Source organism: Winogradskyella sp. HB-48, from assembly GCF_049942685.1.
Taxonomy (GTDB): Bacteria; Bacteroidota; Bacteroidia; order Flavobacteriales; family Flavobacteriaceae; genus Winogradskyella.
The window spans coordinates 1,769,004-1,789,476 of record NZ_CP187934.1; the positions used below are offsets into that span (position 1 = coordinate 1,769,004).

At 34.5% G+C, this 20,473-nt stretch carries 17 protein-coding genes; 7 read left to right on the forward strand and 10 right to left on the reverse strand.

What is annotated here, in order from left to right:
• Position 1: 1 nt before the first annotated feature.
• Positions 2 to 904 carry a DnaJ C-terminal domain-containing protein gene (locus ACPX19_RS07845; RefSeq protein ID WP_426429453.1) on the reverse strand — a complete coding sequence of 301 codons (903 nt, stop codon included), beginning with the start codon at positions 902 to 904 and terminating at the stop codon, positions 2 to 4.
• A 114-nt stretch (positions 905 to 1,018) separates the two neighbouring features.
• Between ACPX19_RS07845 and ACPX19_RS07850 the strand changes: the two genes are divergently transcribed.
• From ACPX19_RS07850 to ACPX19_RS07870, 5 genes are read left to right on the forward strand one after another with little or no spacing between them, the layout of a single operon-like run.
• Positions 1,019 to 1,675: an HAD family hydrolase gene (locus ACPX19_RS07850; protein WP_426429454.1), complete on the forward strand. Its 657-nt coding sequence runs from the start codon at positions 1,019 to 1,021 to the stop codon at positions 1,673 to 1,675.
• A gap of 29 nt (positions 1,676 to 1,704) precedes the next feature.
• The gene (locus ACPX19_RS07855) at positions 1,705 to 5,742 is read left to right on the forward strand and encodes an FG-GAP-like repeat-containing protein (protein ID WP_426429455.1); all 4,038 of its coding nucleotides are present in this window, start codon (positions 1,705 to 1,707) and stop codon (positions 5,740 to 5,742) included.
• Positions 5,743 to 5,769: 27 nt separating this feature from the next.
• Entirely contained in the window at positions 5,770 to 6,366 is a 597-nt protein-coding gene (locus tag ACPX19_RS07860; protein WP_426429456.1) for a SprT-like domain-containing protein, read from the forward strand.
• Positions 6,366 to 7,463, forward strand: coding sequence for a mannose-1-phosphate guanylyltransferase (locus tag ACPX19_RS07865; protein ID WP_426429457.1), 1,098 nt, complete (start codon positions 6,366 to 6,368; stop codon positions 7,461 to 7,463). Before ACPX19_RS07860 ends, ACPX19_RS07865 begins: the two co-directional genes overlap by 1 nt.
• Before the next feature lie 3 nt (positions 7,464 to 7,466).
• A complete protein-coding gene (locus ACPX19_RS07870) occupies positions 7,467 to 8,939 on the forward strand; it encodes a DUF389 domain-containing protein (RefSeq protein WP_426429458.1) in 1,473 nt (490 codons plus the stop codon).
• Between the two features lie 3 nt (positions 8,940 to 8,942).
• Here the strand turns inward: ACPX19_RS07870 and ACPX19_RS07875 are convergent, their stop codons facing one another.
• Complete coding sequence (locus ACPX19_RS07875) at positions 8,943 to 9,710, reverse strand: ABC transporter ATP-binding protein (protein ID WP_426429459.1); 768 nt, start codon at positions 9,708 to 9,710, stop codon at positions 8,943 to 8,945.
• Positions 9,710 to 10,447: an MlaE family ABC transporter permease gene (locus ACPX19_RS07880; RefSeq protein WP_426429460.1), complete on the reverse strand. Its 738-nt coding sequence runs from the start codon at positions 10,445 to 10,447 to the stop codon at positions 9,710 to 9,712. Before ACPX19_RS07880 ends, ACPX19_RS07875 begins: the two co-directional genes overlap by 1 nt.
• A gap of 112 nt (positions 10,448 to 10,559) precedes the next feature.
• Here ACPX19_RS07880 and pafA point away from each other — a divergent pair, with 112 nt between their 5' ends.
• Positions 10,560 to 12,227, forward strand: a complete 1,668-nt coding sequence (gene pafA, locus ACPX19_RS07885; RefSeq protein WP_426429461.1) for an alkaline phosphatase PafA — start codon at positions 10,560 to 10,562, stop codon at positions 12,225 to 12,227.
• On the opposite strand, the gene ACPX19_RS07890 is transcribed toward pafA, so the two are convergent.
• From ACPX19_RS07890 to gcvP, 4 genes are all read right to left on the reverse strand, one after another.
• On the reverse strand, positions 12,224 to 13,072 hold the full coding sequence (locus tag ACPX19_RS07890; RefSeq protein WP_426429462.1) for a glycosyltransferase family 2 protein: 849 nt from the start codon (positions 13,070 to 13,072) through the stop codon (positions 12,224 to 12,226). The two genes, pafA and ACPX19_RS07890, sit on opposite strands and share 4 nt — an antisense overlap.
• Before the next feature lie 54 nt (positions 13,073 to 13,126).
• Positions 13,127 to 13,654: a methyltransferase gene (locus ACPX19_RS07895; RefSeq protein ID WP_426429463.1), complete on the reverse strand. Its 528-nt coding sequence runs from the start codon at positions 13,652 to 13,654 to the stop codon at positions 13,127 to 13,129.
• Between the two features lie 29 nt (positions 13,655 to 13,683).
• Positions 13,684 to 14,745, reverse strand: a complete 1,062-nt coding sequence (locus ACPX19_RS07900; RefSeq protein WP_426429464.1) for a 3-oxoacyl-ACP synthase III family protein — start codon at positions 14,743 to 14,745, stop codon at positions 13,684 to 13,686.
• A 173-nt stretch (positions 14,746 to 14,918) separates the two neighbouring features.
• Positions 14,919 to 17,768: an aminomethyl-transferring glycine dehydrogenase gene (gcvP, locus tag ACPX19_RS07905; RefSeq protein ID WP_426429465.1), complete on the reverse strand. Its 2,850-nt coding sequence runs from the start codon at positions 17,766 to 17,768 to the stop codon at positions 14,919 to 14,921.
• Positions 17,769 to 17,889: 121 nt separating this feature from the next.
• Between gcvP and ACPX19_RS07910 the strand changes: the two genes are divergently transcribed.
• Complete coding sequence (locus tag ACPX19_RS07910; RefSeq protein ID WP_426429466.1) at positions 17,890 to 18,723, forward strand: hypothetical protein; 834 nt, start codon at positions 17,890 to 17,892, stop codon at positions 18,721 to 18,723.
• Here the strand turns inward: ACPX19_RS07910 and ACPX19_RS07915 are convergent.
• From ACPX19_RS07915 to ACPX19_RS07925, 3 genes are all read right to left on the reverse strand, one after another.
• Positions 18,706 to 18,963: a hypothetical protein gene (locus ACPX19_RS07915; protein ID WP_426429467.1), complete on the reverse strand. Its 258-nt coding sequence runs from the start codon at positions 18,961 to 18,963 to the stop codon at positions 18,706 to 18,708. The two genes, ACPX19_RS07910 and ACPX19_RS07915, sit on opposite strands and share 18 nt — an antisense overlap.
• Before the next feature lie 8 nt (positions 18,964 to 18,971).
• Positions 18,972 to 19,526: a sigma-70 family RNA polymerase sigma factor gene (locus ACPX19_RS07920; RefSeq protein WP_426429468.1), complete on the reverse strand. Its 555-nt coding sequence runs from the start codon at positions 19,524 to 19,526 to the stop codon at positions 18,972 to 18,974.
• A gap of 68 nt (positions 19,527 to 19,594) precedes the next feature.
• Complete coding sequence (locus ACPX19_RS07925; protein ID WP_426429470.1) at positions 19,595 to 20,473, reverse strand: methyltransferase domain-containing protein; 879 nt, start codon at positions 20,471 to 20,473, stop codon at positions 19,595 to 19,597.

The window sequence follows — 20,473 nt, forward strand, 5'->3', positions numbered from 1 at the left end:
GCTACTGTAGTTTTGCCAATTCTTCAAAAAGCGTTTTCTCCTTGTTGCTTAAGCGTTCAGGAAGTTTTACATTGTAGGTGATGTATAAATCACCAAAATCGTTTACTTTTTTGTATTTAGGAAACCCTTGCCCTTTAAGTTTTACCTGAGTGCCATTTTGTGTATGCGGTTTTACTTTAAGTTTGGCTTTGCCGCTAAATGTGTCAATGGTTATTTCTCCACCTAAAATCGCGGTGTAAAGATCTAAATCGACAATTTTGTATAGATTATCACCGTCACGTTTAAAAGGTGTATTGTTTTCAATTATAAATTCAATATACAAATCGCCGTTCGGACCACCATTCACCCCCTTGCCGCCTTTACCTTTTATTTTTATAATCTGACCATTGGTAACACCAGCGGGAATACTCAACCTAATATTTTTTCCATTTACAGTTAGTACATGTTTTTGCGTATTGTAAACATCTTTTAAATTTAGGTGTAGTTGTGCATTATAATCCTGGCCTCTAAATTTTACATTTCTACCTCGAGAGCTTCTAGAGAAGTTCCCACCAAACATGGATTCAAAAAAGTCTGAGTATTCTGCGCCACCTCCAAAGTCTTCAAACCCTGAAGTTTGTCCATATTGTCTTTGCGACTGCTGTTGCTGTTGCTGTCTTGCTTTTTCATATGCCTCTCCATCTTTCCAGTGCTCGCCGTATTTATCATATTTTTTCCTAAACTCAGGATTGCTCAATACCTCATTGGCCTCATTGAGCTGTTTAAATTTTACTTCAGCTTCCTTGTCATTTGGATTGAGGTCAGGATGGTATTTTCTAGCCAATTTTCTGTAGGCCTTTTTGATTTCGGCTTCTGTGGCATTTTTGTCAACACCCAAGATTTTATAATAATCTATAAATGCCATAGTCTATTTTTAAAATGCTTTATTTTTGATAACCTAAGAACTTAAATTTAAAGAAATTTTTTGAATTTAAATGTGACGATTGTCACCATTTTTATGTCATGTGTAATCCGTTGAATGAAACCAAAATCTAAAAAATATAAGTGCATTATTTTTGATTGTGATGGTGTTTTGGTCGATAGCGAACCAATCAGTAATCAAGTGATGGTAGATTTAGCCAATCAATTGGGTGCTTATATTGACCTAGAGTACGCCTACATGCATTTTAAAGGAAATAGCTTTAATGAGTGTGCTAACAAAATTTCAAAGCTAATTACGCAAGAGCTGCCAAATGATTTTGAAGAGCAATATAGAAAAGAATCATTCAAAAGATTTAAAAATGAGATTAAGCCTATTGATGGTGTCAAAGATGTACTTCGAGATTTGACAATTCCATTTTGTGTGGCTTCAAGTGGGCCAATGAATAAAATAAAGCTCAACTTAGAGCTCACAGGTCTATCATCTTTTTTTCAGGAAAAAACAATATTTAGTTGTTACACTATTGGAAAATGGAAACCAGATCCAGCTGTTTTTTTGTGGGCTTCTAGAGCTATGGGATTTACAATTGACGAATGTTTGGTAATAGAAGATAGTTCGATAGGAATTGAAGCTGCTGTAAAAGGAGGATTTGATGTTTTTGGGTATACGGCACATGATTATAAGGGTGAATTGCATAAAAAAGCGACCAATACCTTTTATCATATGAATTTGCTGCCAGAATTATTAAAATTATAAGGTAATTTCTATATTTAAAAAAAAAACTTATGGTTATAAAATTACCCAACTGTAAGCAATCCTTACTAAGCTTTCTTATAATAGTATTTATAAATCAATTTATTGGTGCTCAAAATTTTGAACGTATAGAAACTGTTGCTGGTCTAGAAAATTTGGCTCACAATAATGGTGTTGCAGTTGCAGATTATGATGGGGATAACGATCTAGATATTTTTATTGTTGCTAATGCCGTTGAAAACCCTGATGATACAACTAGTTTTAGCCGTCTTTATAGAAATAATAATGACGGATCTTTCACTGATGTCACAGAAGCATCTGGATTAGTAGAATTGCTAACCGCTGAAGAAGACGTACAACTCACTTTGGCACAACAAGGATATAAGTTCAGCGCATCTTGGGGAGACTATAATAACGATGGCTTTCCAGACTTGTTTTTAACCTATTCTTTAAAGGTACAGCTGTGGAGAAATCTTGGTAATGGCACGTTTGCCAATGTTACTCAGATTTCTGGTTTTGGTGCAACTAACGATTGTTTAAACATTGGTGCCACTTGGTTAGATTATAATAATGACGGTTTATTGGACATTTACATTACTGATTGGAGTAGGTGCGATTCTAATTCTATGTATAGAAATAATGGTAATAATACTTTTACGGATGTTACAGCTACGTTAGGACTTATGGAAGCAGAATCAAAATACAGTTATACACCATTTCCTTTTGATGTAAATAATGATGGGTGGATGGATTTAATTGTCACAAATGATTTGGAAGACCCAAACTATTTATACATCAATCAGAATGGTACTTCGTTTGCAGAAGATGCAGCAACCTATGGATTAGATAATATGATAGATGATATGGGGCTTGCCATAGGTGATTTTGATAATGATGGTGATTTTGATTTTTTCCATACTGGAATTGATGAAAATGTTCTCCTACAAAATAATGGGTCAAATAATTTTTCTGATGCTTCTGCTTCTTACGGAATTGCTGGATCAGGTTGGGCTTGGGGAGCACGATTTTCGGACTTTGACTTAGATGGTGATGAAGATTTATTTATCGTGAATGGTTATGATTTTGAAGCCAGAGGACCAGAGCAAAATGTCTATTATAGAAACCTTCATAGTCAAGGGCAACCGATTTTTGAAAATGCTTCAATTGAATTAGGTGTAAATGACAACACGGAAAGTGTAGAAGTAGTAGATTTTGATTATGACAATGATGGTGATATAGATATGTTGATTACTAATGGTGATGGTTCTGTAATTTTTTATGAAAATAAACTTTTGAATTTTGATGATGCTGATACAACCTTAAATTGGTTCAAAGTTCATTTGCAAGGTACAACATCTAACAGAAATGCAATTGGCACAACATTAACACTAACAACTGCAAATGGAATTTTAAAGCGTTACTACACTGGAGTAGGTTTTTTAAGTCAAAGTTTGCAGGCAGTACATTTTGGTTTAAATGATGCAACACAAGTACTTAATCTAGAGGTAGAGTGGCCTTCAGGATTAGTAGAAAATTATACAAATATATCTTCAAATACTACAGTAAAATTAACTGAAGGCGTTGGCTTAGAGGTTTTAAATATTACCCCAAGTCAGAAAGTATATGGATGTACAGACCCTGTTTCTTGTAACTACAATCCAGATGCTACATTAGATGATGGCTCGTGTGTTTATTTACCTTCTCAAACTATAGTAGGTAATACAAATTCTTCTTTCTTAAGAACAGAAATATATACATATAACATTGCGCCTGGTTCTACAGCAAATTGGATTGTTTCAGGTGGAGAATTAATAAGTGGCCAAGGCACAAACACAATAACTGTTAGGTGGCATTTAGAAGATTCAGGAAGAGTAGCTATTACTGAAACAGATGAGCAATGCTCTAGTCAGGAAGTAGCAATAGATGTAGAATTAGGGGTTGATAATCTTCCTGAAAATGTTTCGATTGCAAGACTATGGAATGAAGCATTATTAGAAGCTATTAGAGACGATTTTGCAAGACCTACAGTACATGCAAGAAACTTGTTTCATACCAGTGTTGCAATGTACGATGCTTGGGCAATCTACGACGATACAGCTACACCGTATTTAATAGGAAATACAGTTCATGGTTTTACAACAGTGTTGGAAGATTTTACGCCAAATGAAGATTTGGAAGTTTCGGTAAGTAAGGCGATTAGTTATGCTATGTATCGTTTGATGACACACCGTTTTCAAAATTCTCCAGGACTTGAAGAAACTCAAGCAAGGTTTGATTTACTCATGGAAAAGTTAGGTTATGATATCAATAATACATCTTTAATGTACGAAGATGGGGATGCAGCAGCATTAGGTAATTTTATTGCTCAGTCTATTATAGATTATGGTTTACAAGATGGATCGAGAGAAGCAACAGGTTACGACAATGCCTACTACCAGCCAGCAAATCAAGCTTATGCATTAGACGATAATAATAATCCTCCAATTCAAGATCCAAACCGTTGGCAGCCATTAGGTCTGGATTCATTTATTGATCAGGGAGGAAATATTATAGATAGTAACGTACCACCATTTTTAAGTCCGGAATGGGGAAATGTTTATGGTTTTGCATTGAGTGAAGAAGATAAGGTAACCTATCAGCGAGATGGAAATGATTACCACATATTTCATGATCCTTCTGATCCACCTTACATAAGTTTAACTGAAGAAAATGAAGCAAGCGATGCTTATAAATGGGGATTTTCTATGGTTTCTGTGTGGCAATCTCACTTAGACCAAAACGATGGAGTTATGTGGGATATTTCACCTAATTCTATTGGTAATGTTGATATAAGCACCTTTCCAACTAGTTTTACGGAATATCCTAACTTCTATAATTTCTTTGACGGTGGATTTGATAGTAGTGGCCATACAATAAATCCTGTAACAGGTAATCCATATGAGGTTAATATGGTACCTAGAGGTGATTATGCTAGAGTACTTGCTGAGTTTTGGGCTGATGGACCAGATTCTGAGACACCACCCGGACACTGGTTTTCTATACTAAATTATGTAAATGATCACCCAATGTTCGAAAGACGATTTGAGGGTCAAGGCGATATTTTAGATTCTTTAGAATGGGATGTTAAAGCCTATTTTATTTTGGGAGGTGGTATGCATGATGCGGCAATTTCTGCATGGAGTGTAAAAGGTTGGTACGATTACATTAGACCAATTTCTGCAATACGTTCTATGGCAGAACGTGGGCAGAGCACAGATATTACTTTAGATAATTATCATATTGGCGGAATAGAATTGATAGATGGTTATATAGAAGTAGTTGAAGCTGGTGATCCATTAGCAGGTTTTGCTAATCAACATGTCGGAAAGATAAAACTTTACACATGGAAAGGCCATGACTTTATTGGTAATACAGAAACTGATCAGGCAGGTGTTGGCTGGATTTTAGCTGAGGATTGGTATCCGTATCAAAGGCCAACATTTGTTACGCCACCTTTTGCAGGTTATGTTTCTGGACATTCAACATTTTCTAGGGCTGCATCAGAGTTAATGACCATGATGACTGGGAGTGAATTTTTTCCAGGTGGATTAGGTGAGTTTGTTGCTAGGGCAAACGAATTTTTAGAGTTTGAGGAAGGTCCTTCTGTTGATGTAGTATTGCAATGGGCTACTTATCAAGACGCATCAGACCAAACCAGTTTAAGTAGAATTTGGGGCGGTATCCATCCACCTGCTGATGACATTCCCGGAAGATTTATTGGGCATACAGTCGCAGAAGATACATTTAATTTTGCAATACCTTATTTTACAGGTTCTTTAAGTATAGAGGACAACCACGAAGCTATCGTTATTTATCCTAATCCAGTAACGGATGGTGAGATTTTTATTGCCAACACTGATGGAACTGAAACGATTGAAATATTTGATATTAGTGGTAGGCAAATAGATATTTTAAATAGAAATTTTGATGAGGTAAGCACCACTACAACTTTAAAGATTAACGTCGCTGCCACAGGGCTTTACTTACTAAGAATTGATAATACTAGTAAAATGATGGTGATTAAAAATTAATTTCTTAAATCATCTATTTTTGCATCAATGCAAAATCAACTTTTAAACTTTGTGCCAGAGAAAGCACATGCTCAGCTTAAAGCCCTACTGGCAAAGGATAATTTAGTGGTTAAAGTAAAGCAAGAGCGTAAGACCAAGCATGGTGATTACAGACAATTGCCTAGTGGTAAACATCAGATAACGGTAAATGCGAATTTAAATGCTTATCGATTTTTAATTACACTTGTTCATGAAATTGCTCATTTTGAAGCATACACTAAATTCGGTCGATTTATAAAGCCACATGGTAAAGAGTGGAAACTAACTTTTCAGCATTTAATGTTGCCTTTTTTAAGACCAGAAGTGTTTCCGTTAGAATTGTTGCCATTACTTGCCAAACACTTTAAAAACCCAAAAGCATCAAGCGACACAGATACGCAACTCGCCTTAGCATTGAAGCAATTCGACGAAGGTAAAGATAAAACCTACGTTTTTGAAGTACCTTTGGGTAAAACTTTTAAACTCTATAATGGTAGAGTATTTAGAAAAGGAAATACAAGAAGAAAACGTATAGAATGTGTTGAGGTAAAAACAGGTAAACTATATTTGTTTAACCCTAATGCTGAGGTAGAAATTTTAGATTAATGAAAAACAAAAATTATTACGCCATTTTAATGGCAGGTGGAGTAGGCTCACGATTTTGGCCAGTAAGTACACAAAACTTTCCTAAACAGTTTCATGATATGCTAGGAACAGGAGATACTTTAATCCAAAAAACCTTTAATCGCTTAGCAAAACTTATTCCAGAAGAAAATATTTTTATTCTTACAAATGAGCGTTATAATGATTTGGTTTTTGAACAATTGCCAAGTGTTACAAAGCGTCAGGTTGTATTAGAGCCAGCTATGCGAAATACAGCGCCATGTATTTTATATGCATCGTTGAAAATCAAAAAAGAAAACGAAAATGCAGTAATGATTGTAGCGCCAAGTGATCACTGGATAGAGGATGAACACGCATTTTCAAACAATGTACAAACAGCCTTTGATTATTGTGAGTCTAATGATGCCTTGATGACTTTGGGTATTACACCAACATTTCCAAATACAGGTTATGGATATATAGAATTTGACACGGTCACTGAGCGTAGTCGAAGTGAAGCCAAAATAAAACCGGTAAATCAGTTTAGAGAGAAGCCAGATTACGAAACAGCTAAATCTTTTTTAGCACAAGGTAATTTTCTTTGGAATGCAGGAATATTTATGTGGAGTGCAAAATCGGTTGTAGCTGCTTTTCAAAGAAATCAACCAGAATTATATCAGCTCTTTGAACACGGTTATGATAAATATAACACGAACGCTGAAGATGATTTTATTAAGAACAATTATTCCAAGGCAGAAAATATTTCTGTAGATTATGCAATAATGGAAAAGAGCGACAATGTATTTGTCATACCAGCAACATTTGATTGGAATGATCTAGGCACTTGGGGAAGCCTTTATGACAAGTTAGATAAAGATACTAGTGGTAATGCTGTGGTTAACGCTAGAGTTTTAGCGGAGGATGCTTCTGGTAATATGATTAGATCCAAAAAAGATAAAATAGTTGTTGTAGAAGGATTAAAAGATTACATCATTGTAGATAAAGACGAAGTTTTGCTTATCTTTCCTAAAGCAAAAGAACAAGATATTAAAAAAGTACTCCAAAACGTTAAAGCTAACTTTGGAGAAGAATATGGTTAACATATGAGTAACGAAAATAAATTCAACTTTTCTGAGGACGAGAACTCGAGAGTAACAAACGAAATGAATAAAGAGGCTGCCGTTGAAGAAAAAAAGGAAGCGGTAAAAAAGGATGCTCAGGGTCTGTTTGCGAGTATTTCAAATTTTCTAAGTGAGCTTTTAGATTTCAGGGATGATACTGATAGAGATTCTACAATTGCAGCAATCAAAGCAGATATACCGTTTAAGGGTGCGACAGCTTGGATTTTGGTTTGTTCCATTATGGTAGCCTCAGTTGGGTTGAATGCTAACTCTACTGCTGTGGTTATTGGTGCCATGTTAATCTCACCCTTAATGGGGCCAATTCTTGGTGTTGGTTTATCCATAGCAATTAATGATATTGATACGCTCAGAAAATCTATGATTAATCTTGCTGTCATGATTGTTTTGAGTTTATTAACTGCATGGTTATTCTTTAAATTTTTTCCTTTAAGTGAGGATACTTCAGAATTATTAGGAAGAACAAAACCAGATATTAGAGACGTTCTTATAGCATTTTTTGGTGGTTTAGCATTAATAATAGCACGTACTAAAAAAGGAACTATAGCTTCTGTAATCTTTGGTGTTGCTATCGCTACTGCCTTAATGCCACCATTATGTACAGCTGGTTATGGTTTGGCTAAAAGTAATTGGGATTATTTTGGTGGTGCGATGTATCTTTTTGGCATCAATACCATATTCATCGCTCTAGCCACTTTTATTGTTTTGAAAGTGCTTCGTTTCCCTATGTTGAAATATGCTAACTCTAAAAAACGTAAACGTATTTCTCAACTGGCACTTTTGATTGCCATTATTGTAATGGCGTGGCCTATTTACACCTTTATTAAGGTACTTAGGGAAAGTCAAATGGATAGTGATTACAAACAATTTTTAAAACACGAAATTGAAGAAAACGAATCACTTTGGCTACAACGCGAAAAAATAGAGCCTGAAAAAAAGAGAATTACACTTTATTTTAATGGTGAAATTAGTGAAGCTACAGAGAGCGATCTCAGGAAGGAACTTAATGGCTATCAAAATATAAATGATTTTGATTTAGTTATTAATGGGAACAAAAATGTGAGCACAGAACGTTTGATGGATCTTTATAATAAAGCACTGATTACTATTGAGCAACGTGATAGCCTTTTGTTTGTAAGACAATTAGAACTTGATACGTTAAAAGCTATATTTAGCGAAAAAAGTAATTTGTTAGACAACAACTCCTTTATGTTGTTAGCTAAAGATGCTAAAATAAGATTTAATGATTTAAAGTACTTTAGTTATGCCAAAATGCTAGAATCAAATGATTTTAAAAATGTGGATACTATAACCGTTGCAAATATTCGATGGAAGGAAAATTTAAATGATAGTATAGCATCAGCAAAAGAAGCAGAGTTGTTATTATGGCTTAAACAAGAGCTTAAATCAGATAAAGTAAGGGTGAAAAGGGATTAAAATCTATTGATTTTCTTCTAAATACATTCTACGTACTTTTTTAAATAATTCCGAAGAATAAACAAAGTTGGTTACGGCTTCATTTTCTGTTTTAAAGATGGTTTCTTTTGAGCCTTCCCATTCTTTATAACCATCTTTTAAGAAGACGATTTTCTCTCCAATTTCCATTACAGAGTTCATATCGTGAGAATTAATAACTGTGGTTATTTGGTATTCGTCCGTTATTTCCTGTATGAGATTATCTATAACGATAGCTGTTTTAGGATCCAATCCTGAGTTGGGTTCATCACAAAACAAATATTTTGGATTATTTACAATAGCTCTGGCAATAGCAACACGTTTCTGCATACCACCAGAAGCTTCACTTGGCATTTTATGGTGTGCACCATCGAGATTTACGCGTTTCAACACAAAGTCTACACGATCTTCCATTTCGCTCTTACTTTGTTTGGTAAACATGCGTAAAGGAAACATGACGTTTTCAGCAATAGTCATAGAATCAAAGAGTGCACTTCCTTGAAAGACCATTCCTATTTCAGAGCGCAATTCCGTTCTTTCATTTCTGCTAAGATTACTAAAAACTTTGCCATCATAAGAAATACAGCCTTGTTCATATTCAAATAACCCTAAGAGGCACTTTAAAAATACCGTTTTGCCAGAGCCACTCTGACCAATGACCAAATTGGTTTTACCTTTATCAAAAACAGTTGAAATACCTTTTAAAATATGCGCTTCACCAAACGATTTATGTAAATCCTTAACTTCTATCATTAGCCTAATAGTAAACTGGTTAATAAAAAGTTTAGAAGAATTATAACAACACTTGTCCAAACAAAAGAGGTTGTACTTGCCTTACCAACTTCCAGAGCTCCACCTTTCATAAAGTAACCATAATACGATGGTATGGTGGCAAGGATAAAAGCAAAAACCATGGTTTTTATGAAAGCATAAGTCATATGAAAAGGTGTAAAATCATTCTGTACTCCTTCAATATAGTCTTCTAAAGTCCCATAACCACCATATACACAAGCTGCCAAACCTCCTAAAATACCTAAAAACATAGCAATTGAAATTACGAAGGGATAAAGTGTAAGCGCAATAAATTTAGGAAATACCAAATAATTTATGGCATTGATGCCCATGACCTCCAAAGCATCAATTTGCTCGGTAACACGCATCGTACCAATACTAGAGGTAATAAAAGAACCAACTTTACCTGCCATAATAATAGAGATAAAAGTAGGCGCAAACTCTAGGATTATAGACTGGCGTGTAGCAAAGCCTACTAGATATTTTGGGATTAGAGGGTTGCTGATATTCAATGATGTTTGTATAGCAACAACACCACCAACAAAAAAGGCAATAAAAGCTACGATACCTAGTGAACCTATGATGAGATCATCAATATCTTTAAGAATCAAGGTTTTTAGCACAGACCATTTTGTAGGTTTGCGAAACATATCCTTAATCATTATAAAGTAAGTGCCAATATTATGAAGGTACTTCATGTATGAAATTCTTAGTGCTAAAGTATGAAAAAAGATGAGTTTATTAATGTTAATTTAAATTAAGATACTCTAAAAAACGTATTTTTGAAGATTATAAAATGGTTGCAATATTATGAAACGTATCTTCTCTTTAATCATCTTTTTATTCTTGTTTTGTTCATGTGGAGCGCAAGAGAACGTCAATGATAATGTATTGGTTGAAATGCAAAATGAAACCAACTTAAGGCCAAAATTAGTAGTTGGTATTGTGGTAGATCAAATGCGATACGATTACTTAACACGATTTGAATCTAAGTTTGGCGAAGGTGGTTTTAAGCGAATGATAAATGAAGGATTTAATTGTAAGAACAATCATTTTAACTATGTGCCCACTTATACGGGACCTGGGCATGCTTCAGTTTATACAGGAACAACACCAAAGTATCATGGCATCATATCTAATAACTGGTACGATAAGAATATTAAAGAAACTGTTTATTGTGCCCAAGATGATTCAGTAGCTTCTGTAGGAACAGAAACTACTGCAGGAAAAATGTCACCACATAGAATGCTAACCACAACTGTTGCTGATGAAAACAGGCTATTTACACAAATGAGGGGTAAAACTATTGGCATTGCTATAAAGGACAGAGGTGCTATTTTACCTGCTGGTCATACAGCTAATGCAGCTTATTGGTTTCATGGTAAAGATGAAGGGGTTTGGATTACGAGTACATTCTACAGGGATGATCTGCCGCAATGGGTAAATGATTTTAATAGCTCTGACATAGTTAAATCATACTTGAAAGTTTGGGATACATACAAACCTATCGAAACTTATATTGAAAGCGGTTCGGATTTAAATGAGTATGAACGAGGTTTTAAGGGGAAGTCAACAGCAACCTTTCCTTATGATTTAGCTGCCCTTCAATCTGAAAATGATGGCTATGATATTTTAAAAACAACAGCTTACGGAAACAGTTTAACTGTAGACTTTGCTCTGGCAGCAATTAAAGGTGAGAATTTAGGACAAGATAAAGATACAGATGTATTAACGGTAAGCTTTTCTTCAACGGATTATGTAGGTCATAATTTTGGGGTAAATTCTAAAGAAATAGAAGATACTTATATAAGATTAGATAAAGACTTAGAGCGTTTTTTTAATTATTTAGATGAGAAGGTGGGCGTTGGAGAATACACCGCTTTTTTAACGGCAGACCATGGAGCTGTTGATGTACCTGCATATTTACAATCTTTGAAAATTCCTTCAGGATATTTAGATTATAATGATAGAAAAGCACGATTTCAAGAGTTTTTAAACGAAAAATATGGAACTATTGATATTGTTGAAAATGTGAGTAATAACCAATTGTTTTTTAATAAAGAAAAATTGAAAGAGCTAGGTTTAGATATTCATGATGTTGAACAGGCACTTGTAGATGAACAAATTAGCTATCCTAATATTGCAAAGGTTTATACAGCTACTGCGATGAATAGTACAAACTTTACCACCGGAATAGAAGCTTTACTGCAGAATGGTTTTAATCAAAAGCGTTCGGGTGATGTCATTGTGGTAGATGATATTGCATACATAGCTTATAGCAAAAAAGGGTCTACTCATGGTAGCGGGCTTAACTACGATACACATGTACCGCTATTGTTTTTTGGAAAAGGAATTAAACATGGTGAGACCTACAACAAAACAATTATTCCTGATATAGCACCAACAATCTCAGCACTCTTAGGTATCAGTTTTCCTAATGGTGCTACTGGTGATGTTTTAGGTTTTGTAATTGATTAAAATAACTTTTTAAAAATCCCTTTCCAACGCAAATCTCTAATAAACTTACCTTCATCTATAGAAACTAGAAATTCGTTTTTTGAAGATTTTGCTTTAAAATACCCAGACATATAATCTGTAAATAATCTGAAACTTTCTTTTTTAGACGCTAGTTTTAAGGCAGAGATTAGGGTAATCCAAAACCCATAACGCATTTTATACATCGCTTCTCCTTGTAGATGTTTAGAAGCTTTATTGTATGATTGACCAGTTGGTTTAAGATGTTTTACATGTAGCGTTTCGTCAGTTAGAATTTCCCAACCATGGTATTTTGCTAAAAGCTCATCTACAGTGTCCCAACCCATTGAAGGTTTTAACCGACCTATTTGTTCAAAACATTCTTTTTTGTAAGCCTTTAATGCACCACGAATATGATCTTTGTTGGTTAGGTTTTCAAGAATCCAATCATTGTCTTTTTCGATATAACAAAAACCAGAAGCCATACCAAGTTTAGAGTTTTTACTAAAATGATTAGCCAGAGTTTCTAAATAATTATCCGGAAAAATAAGGTCGGCATCGAACTTGCAAATCACATCATAGTTATCATCTAAAGTTTCAAAACCCTTATAAAACGCATTTATAATTTTTGAACCAGGTAGATGCTGATCTGATGATTTTGAAATCACCTGAGAAATCCAAGGATGTGTTTTTGAAAAATCATCTACAATAGCTTCTGTTTGGTCTGTAGAATTATCATTAACCACAATTAACTTTTTAGGCAAAAGCGTTTGTTTGGCTAGTGACTCTAGTGTTTTGCCAATAAAGTCATCTTCATTATGAGCAGGTATGATGATGTAAATGTTCAAATTTCAAATTCTAAATTCCAAAACTAAATAAAAGCAATTGGAATTTAGGAATTGTTATTTGGAATTTTTAATAGCATAAACAATATAATACCGATTTGTAAAGTGTCTTAAAAGCGGTCTAATACCTAATTTTTTTACAGGATTTGTCCATTGTTGACGGCCTATAATTTTCCAGCCTGTTTTTTCCAATAACCAATCAAGTTGCCAATCTTCAAACTCATGGTAATGTCTGTCCCATTGGTCGGTTTTGCTTCTGTAGGCAGATGCAAACCATAATCTTAAGGGCACACTAATAACTAGTTTTTCAGCTTTAATGGATTTTAAAACCTCGTAAGGAGAGAGTAAGTGTTCAAAAATTTCAAACGCAGTAACAACATCAGCTGAAGAATTTTCTATTGTAGAACGGTTTTCGTCAAGGTCTTCGCCTTTGGTGTTTTCAACAGTATAACCTTCGGAAACCATAATTTCAGAAAAAGGATTTTTAACACCCAAATCTAAAATGGTTTCATTGGTTGAGATGTGCTTTTTTAAAAACTGAAGTGTGAGTTTAAATCGCTTGTTAGGATATGTTTTTTCGTACATTACATTTCCGCAACAGCGGTATAGTTTTATTAATATCTGTAAACAATGGCGTTGATATGCATACCAGCGCCAACACTTGCAAATATAATAACATCTCCTTTATGGATTTGGTGATCTTCAAGTTTATTGTTTCTTATTAAATCGAAAAGCGTTGGTACAGTAGCCACAGAGCTATTTCCTAATTTATGAATACTCATTGGCATAATGCCCTCAGGTGCTTTGGACTTGAAGAGTCTGTAAAAACGATTAATAATAGCTTCGTCCATTTTTTCGTTGGCTTGATGTATTAAAACTTTCTTTACCTCAGAAATATCTACACCACTTTTTTCTAAACAATCTTTCATGGCTTGTGCTACATTGGTAAGGGCAAATTCATATATTTTGCGACCATGCATTTTTATGTAGCGTGTATCTGGACATAACGCTTTATTGTTAGAATTTCCAAAATATAAATAATAAGCTTCATCATAAGTAAAGGAAGCGGATTCATGGGCTAAAATCCCACTCTTACTATCATCAGTAGCTTCTACAATGCTGGCACCAGCACCATCAGAATAGATCATGGAGTCTCTATCGTGCTTATCTACCACACGAGATAATGTTTCCGCACCAATTACTAGACAGCGTTTTGCCATACCTGCTTTAATAAACGCTTGCGCTTGTATAACACCTTCTACCCAACCTGGGCAGCCAAATAAAATATCATAAGCCACACATTTAGGATTTTTAATACGTAGCCTATGCTTTATGCGAGAAGCCAAACAAGGCAGAATATCACTTTGTATGGTGTTTGCTCTAACATCACCAAAATTGTGTGCGCAGATAATATAGTCAATTGTTTCTGCATCTATATTGGCATCATCAATAGCTTTTTGTGCAGCAAGGAAGCCAATATCAGACGCTACTAGTTGGTCATCGGCATAACGACGCTCAACAATACCAGTAATGGCTTTAAATTTTTCTACAATAACATCATTAGGGTAATCTATCTTAGAGCCATCAGCATTCAAAAATTGATGTTGATGAAAGTCTTCGTTTTTTTCTATATTTTTTGGAATATAACTACCTGTACCTGTGATTTTAATTCCCATATCTAAAAAATTGCTATTAATATACTAAACTAGTTAAACTCTTATATTTAAGAATGAATTAGCCTTGTGAAAATGATATTTTTTTTAAATTCTCAATTATTTGGCATTCTTTTAAAAATAAAATAAAAAAAGTGCTCTTTTTGAGCACTTTTCTAATTTATATTTATCTAAATCTAAGCTTCAATAAAATCTTCAATTGGCGCACAGCTACAAATTAAGTTTCTGTCACCATAAGCATCATCAACACGTCTTACACTTGGCCAGAATTTATTGTCTTTAATATAGTCTAGAGGAAATGCGGCAGCTTCACGAGTATATGGTAATAACCATTCGTCTGAAGTTAGCATTTCTAGTGTATGAGGTGCATTTTTAAGTACATTGTTAGGTTCTTCTTTTGAAGCATTATCAATTTCCTGACGAATAGAAATCATGGCATCACAAAAACGATCCATTTCAGCTTTACTCTCACTTTCTGTAGGTTCTATCATCATAGTGCCTGCAACTGGGAACGATACTGTTGGAGCATGGAAACCATAGTCCATTAAACGTTTAGCAATATCAGTAACTTCAATGCCATTGGCTTTAAAATCTCGACAGTCTATAATCATTTCATGGGCAGCTCTACCGTTTTCACCAGTATATAAAGTTGGATAATAACCTTCCAAACGCTCTTTAATGTAGTTGGCATTAAGAATTGCAACTTCTGTAGCTTGTTTTAAGCCTTTTGCACCTAGCATTGAGATATAGCCATAAGAAATTATACATGCTAAAGCTGATCCGAAAGGTGCTGCTGAAATAGCAGAGATAGCTTGATGTCCGCCTGTTTTTACGATTGGATTACCGGGCAAAAAAGGTACTAGTTGTTCTGCAACACAAATTGGCCCTACACCTGGCCCACCACCTCCGTGAGGAATGGCAAAGGTTTTATGTAGGTTAAGATGACATACGTCTGCACCAATATTTCCTGGATTGGTTAAACCAACTTGAGCGTTCATATTAGCACCATCCATGTAAACTTGGCCACCATTATCGTGAATAATCTTTGTTATTTCTTTAATTGCAGATTCGTACACACCATGAGTAGAAGGATAAGTTACCATTAAAGCAGAAAGGTTGTCTTTATGCAATTCTGCTTTTTCTTTTAAATCATCAATATCGATGTTGCCATCTTCAGAAGCTTTTGTTACCACGACTTTCATACCAGCCATAACTGCACTTGCTGGATTTGTTCCATGTGCAGACGACGGAATTAAGCAAATGTTTCTGTGGTGATCACCACGAGATTCATGATAAGCTTTTATAACCATAAGGCCAGCGAACTCACCTTGAGCACCGGAATTTGGTTGTAGAGATGTGGCTGCAAAGCCCGTAATTTCGGTTAGTTGATTTTCGAGTTCTGTAAGCAATAATTGATAACCAGCGGCTTGTTCTTTGGGGACAAAAGGATGCATGTTCCCCCAACTTGGCCAGCTAAGAGGTAACATTTCAGAAGCAGCATTTAACTTCATTGTACAAGAACCAAGGGATATCATTGAATGATTTAAGGCTAAATCCTTACGCTCTAATTTCTTAATATAGCGCATTAATTCTGTTTCAGAATGGTATGAATTAAACACGTCAAAGGTTAAAAAATCTGTTTGACGCTTTAACGCATCAGGAATTGTGTTAGCTTCAGAAATGGTGGTAATTTTTTCAGTTTTATTTTTGGTTACATCTTCAAAAATTGAAATAATTTCATTTAAGTCCGAAATAGTAGTAGTTTCATTTATAGCAATAGTAACCGTGTTGTTATCAGGGTAATAGAAATTAACTTCTTTCTTTTCTGCTTCGTATTTTACTTTAACAGGATCTGCTTTTATTTGAATAGTGTCAAAGTAATGTGTATTTACCTGTTCTAGTCCTAGTTTTTCCAAAGCAGAAGCTAAAGTTGCAGTAGTATTTTGAACTTTGTTCGCAATAAACTCTAAACCTTTTGGGCCATGATATACAGCATACATTCCTGCCATAACAGCTAATAATACTTGTGCTGTACAAATATTAGATGTTGCTTTATCTCTTTTAATGTGCTGTTCTCTAGTTTGTAAAGCCATACGCAATGCCCTGTTGCCATTGGTGTCTTTTGTCACACCAATAATACGACCAGGAATGTCACGTTTGTAAGCTTCTTTTGTAGCAAAAAAAGCAGCATGCGGACCACCGTAACCCATAGGTATTCCAAAACGTTGGGTAGTACCTAAAACAACATCTGCACCAAATTTTCCTGGCGCCTCTAGTTTTACTAAACTTAAAATGTCTGCTGCAACAGCTACTTTTATATTATGAGCGTTCGCTTTTTCTATAAAAGATTTTATGTCTGTGATTTGTCCATTTTTTCCAGGATATTGTATGAGTGCACCGAAATATTCACCAGATAAATTGTATTCGGCTTCGTTGCCAATTTCTAATTCTATACCAATAGGTGTTGCTCTAGTTTCTAATAAGGCAATGGTTTGCGGTAACACTAAATCAGAAACAAAGAATTTGTTGATACCTGCTTTTTTCTGATCGCGATCTCTAACTGCAAATAATAAGCTCATGGCTTCCGCAGCAGCTGTACTTTCATCTAAAAGCGAAGCATTAGCAATCTCCATTCCGGTTAAATCAATGACCATAGTTTGGAAATTTAATAACGCTTCTAATCGACCTTGGGCTATTTCTGCTTGGTATGGTGTGTAAGCTGTATACCAACCTGGGTTTTCTAAAATATTACGTTGGATAACCGCTGGTAAGTTAGAAGGATGATATCCCAAACCGATGTAAGATTTATAAACTTTATTAAGCTGAGATAATCTATAAATGTGATTAAGATATTCTTGCTCGCTCATTGCTGGTTTTAAGTCTAGGTCTTTTTTAAGACGTATGCCAGCTGGTATAGTTTCTGAAATTAATTGATCTATGCTTGTAGCACCAATGGTGTTAAGCATCGCTTTTTGTTCATCTTGGTTTGGGCCAATGTGTCTAAGTGCAAAAGAGGTCGTATTCATTCTTTATTCCGCTAATTTTTTGATATGCAAAAATACGGAAATCGACTCTCTTTTTTGGTTGTAATTATTAAAGTTTTTAACCGAAAACAGAGGTTATTAACACAATGATTATTTTTGTTTAATGGATACTTTAAGGCAAATATTTAACTTCTACATAAATAGCAGTATTCATGTGGCTTTGGCTGTAGTAGCTATGACTTGGGTAACGTTCATTCAGTTTGAATTAGAATGTGACCTAGCGGTACTCTCTTTTGTTTTTTTTGCCACTATAACAGGCTATAATTTTGTAAAGTATTTTGGTGTTGCAAAGTTTCATCATAGAAGCTTAGCAGCATGGCTAAAAGCAATACAGATATTTTCTTTATTTGCTTTTTTTGGGATGGGCTATTTTGCTCTAAAACTAAATATAAATTCAATCATATACCTTTCGGTTTTTGGACTAGTTACTTTTCTGTACGCTATTCCTTTAATGCCTATACGATACTTTAGGGATAGTCAAAAAAACCTAAGACAAATTAGTGGATTAAAGATTTATATTATTGCTTTAGTTTGGGTGTTTGCTACTCTATTTTTACCCTTAATTGATAATGATTTTCATATTAATACAGATGTTGTAATAACAGGAGTTCAGCGTTTTATTTTTGTGATTGTATTGATGTTACCTTTTGAGATAAGAGATTTAATTTATGATAGTGTGAAACTAGCGACAATCCCTCAACGTATTGGGGTAAAGAAGACTAAAATTATTGGTGTTTTATTGTTAATGGTATTCTTCTTCTTGGAATATTTTAAGGACGAAATAACAAGTAAAGCTATTATTTCAAATAGTGTAATAGTGATTATAACTCTGTTTTTTGTAGTGTTTGCCCACAAAAACCAATCGAAATATTATAGTGCATTTTGGGTAGAGAGTTTACCAATTTTATGGTTGCTTGTTTTATTGGTGCTTCGCTAACTCTTCTTCGAATAGCTGTTTTATTTTGTTGCGTTCATCGTTTTTTAAACAATTAACTTCGGCATGTTCTATAACATCTGTTAGTTTATTGTTTCTGTTAGAATAAGCTCTTGTAACACGGCACCAAGAAAGCCTAATAGCCAACTTAATACGCTCCCAACCTGTAGCTTCACCATATTGTGACTTATCACAAATATGCTTGGCTTCTTCACAGCTTATAAATAAAAAACTTTTTTTCATTTTTGTTTTTAAAACCAGTTTTCTTCCATGCAATCAGCTAAAGCTGTTCTTGCTCTATGTATTAATACCCAAAGGTTAGACGAAGTAATATCTAATTCATTACAAATAGTTTCGGTGTCGTAATCCAAAATGGTTTTCATCTTAAAAACTTCAGCTTGTTTTTGGGGCAGCTTAGACAAACAATCATAAATTGCATTGCCCAATTCTTTATTCTCTAGTTTGTCTTCAGCAGTTTTATCAAAAGGATCAGCTACGCGTTCCTCGAGCCAATCACCTTCAGATTCAGTATCGCTATTATAGGTCATTCTAACTTCGGCTTTTCCTTTGTTAGAATTTATTTTTCGGTAATAATCTATGATTTTGCGTTTAAGTATAGAGATTAACCATGTTCGTTCAGAGGCTTCTCCCTTAAAATTACTCATAGATTTTAGACCAGCCAGAAAGGTTTCGGACACTAAATCTTGTGCCATTGCTCTATCGTTAACTCTAGAGATGGTATAGTTAAATAGATAGTCTGAATACAAATCAATCCAGTTGTTAGGATTTAATTTATGGTTAGCCATTTTTCGTTCTCATTGCTAAGCCAAAAATAGGTAAAATATTAAGACGATAAGTATGTGTTCACATTTTCCTAACGTTTGGTTGCGCTAATGATGTAGTACCCAAAACTTTTCATGTGCAAACCAGATAACAAGGCATAGAAAGACCCTTTTAAGTTGTGGAGACTTTCTCTTTTAAGGTTTTTAAATCCAAATAAATTTTTTAGAATAAAACCTGCTATCGCAAAAGGAACATGTAGTACAGATGGGGCAACTCTAAATGATATATCTTCAACCTTAATATCTTTAAAACCTAAATCTTCTAGACTTTTTTTGATGAATTGATGTGTCTCTAATTTCTCTAGACTCCAATGACTGCATAATTTGTTGTAAGCGTATTTTCCACCTTTACAGAGTTGTGATCTTTCCTTTTTTAGAAAAGCGTCGGCTATTACAAAACGTCCACCTGGCTTTAAAAGTCTATGCATCTCTTTTAGAGAACTAAAATTGTGACCTGAATGACAAAAGCTTTCAATAGCTACAGCAGAATCAAACGTATTAGATTGAAATGATGTGTGGTTATAATTTTCCTTGAGTATGATACCGTTCTTGCCTTTTAATAATTCATTGCCTTTTTGCACCTGAAAGTCAGACAATGTTACTCCGTAAGCAATTACATTTTTGTACTTTTTTAATGTATATCGCATAGTGGCTCCCATGCCACAACCCAAATCAATAAGTCTATTTTTAGTTTTGCTGATGTTTAACCGTTTTGAGACTTGCATGTTCATTTCATTGAGCATAGAATCACGTTTGAAAAGGTTTGTTTTAAACGGAACAAAATAGCCAAAATGCATGTTGTAATCGTTACTCCAAAACTCATAGTCTTCAGTAGCTTCGTTGTAAAAATCTACCATTTCTATTCGGTTTTGTTCTGCGAAATTGCTGTAAGGTATGGATTGTGTTTTCAT

Excerpts from the sequence above, each read along its gene's own strand:
- ACPX19_RS07845 (WP_426429453.1), bottom strand. The coding sequence starts at position 904 with ATGGCATTTATAGATTATTATAAAATCTTGGGTGTTGACAAAAATGCC.
- ACPX19_RS07850 (WP_426429454.1), top strand. The coding sequence starts at position 1,019 with ATGAAACCAAAATCTAAAAAATATAAGTGCATTATTTTTGATTGTGAT.
- ACPX19_RS07855 (WP_426429455.1), top strand. The coding sequence starts at position 1,705 with ATGGTTATAAAATTACCCAACTGTAAGCAATCCTTACTAAGCTTTCTT.
- ACPX19_RS07860 (WP_426429456.1), top strand. The coding sequence starts at position 5,770 with ATGCAAAATCAACTTTTAAACTTTGTGCCAGAGAAAGCACATGCTCAG.
- ACPX19_RS07865 (WP_426429457.1), top strand. The coding sequence starts at position 6,366 with ATGAAAAACAAAAATTATTACGCCATTTTAATGGCAGGTGGAGTAGGC.
- ACPX19_RS07870 (WP_426429458.1), top strand. The coding sequence starts at position 7,467 with ATGAGTAACGAAAATAAATTCAACTTTTCTGAGGACGAGAACTCGAGA.
- ACPX19_RS07875 (WP_426429459.1), bottom strand. The coding sequence starts at position 9,710 with ATGATAGAAGTTAAGGATTTACATAAATCGTTTGGTGAAGCGCATATT.
- ACPX19_RS07880 (WP_426429460.1), bottom strand. The coding sequence starts at position 10,447 with ATGAAGTACCTTCATAATATTGGCACTTACTTTATAATGATTAAGGAT.
- pafA (WP_426429461.1), top strand. The coding sequence starts at position 10,560 with ATGAAACGTATCTTCTCTTTAATCATCTTTTTATTCTTGTTTTGTTCA.
- ACPX19_RS07895 (WP_426429463.1), bottom strand. The coding sequence starts at position 13,654 with ATGTACGAAAAAACATATCCTAACAAGCGATTTAAACTCACACTTCAG.
- ACPX19_RS07900 (WP_426429464.1), bottom strand. The coding sequence starts at position 14,745 with ATGGGAATTAAAATCACAGGTACAGGTAGTTATATTCCAAAAAATATA.
- gcvP (WP_426429465.1), bottom strand. The coding sequence starts at position 17,768 with ATGAATACGACCTCTTTTGCACTTAGACACATTGGCCCAAACCAAGAT.
- ACPX19_RS07910 (WP_426429466.1), top strand. The coding sequence starts at position 17,890 with ATGGATACTTTAAGGCAAATATTTAACTTCTACATAAATAGCAGTATT.
- ACPX19_RS07915 (WP_426429467.1), bottom strand. The coding sequence starts at position 18,963 with ATGAAAAAAAGTTTTTTATTTATAAGCTGTGAAGAAGCCAAGCATATT.
- ACPX19_RS07920 (WP_426429468.1), bottom strand. The coding sequence starts at position 19,526 with ATGGCTAACCATAAATTAAATCCTAACAACTGGATTGATTTGTATTCA.
- ACPX19_RS07925 (WP_426429470.1), bottom strand. The coding sequence starts at position 20,473 with ATGAAAACACAATCCATACCTTACAGCAATTTCGCAGAACAAAACCGA.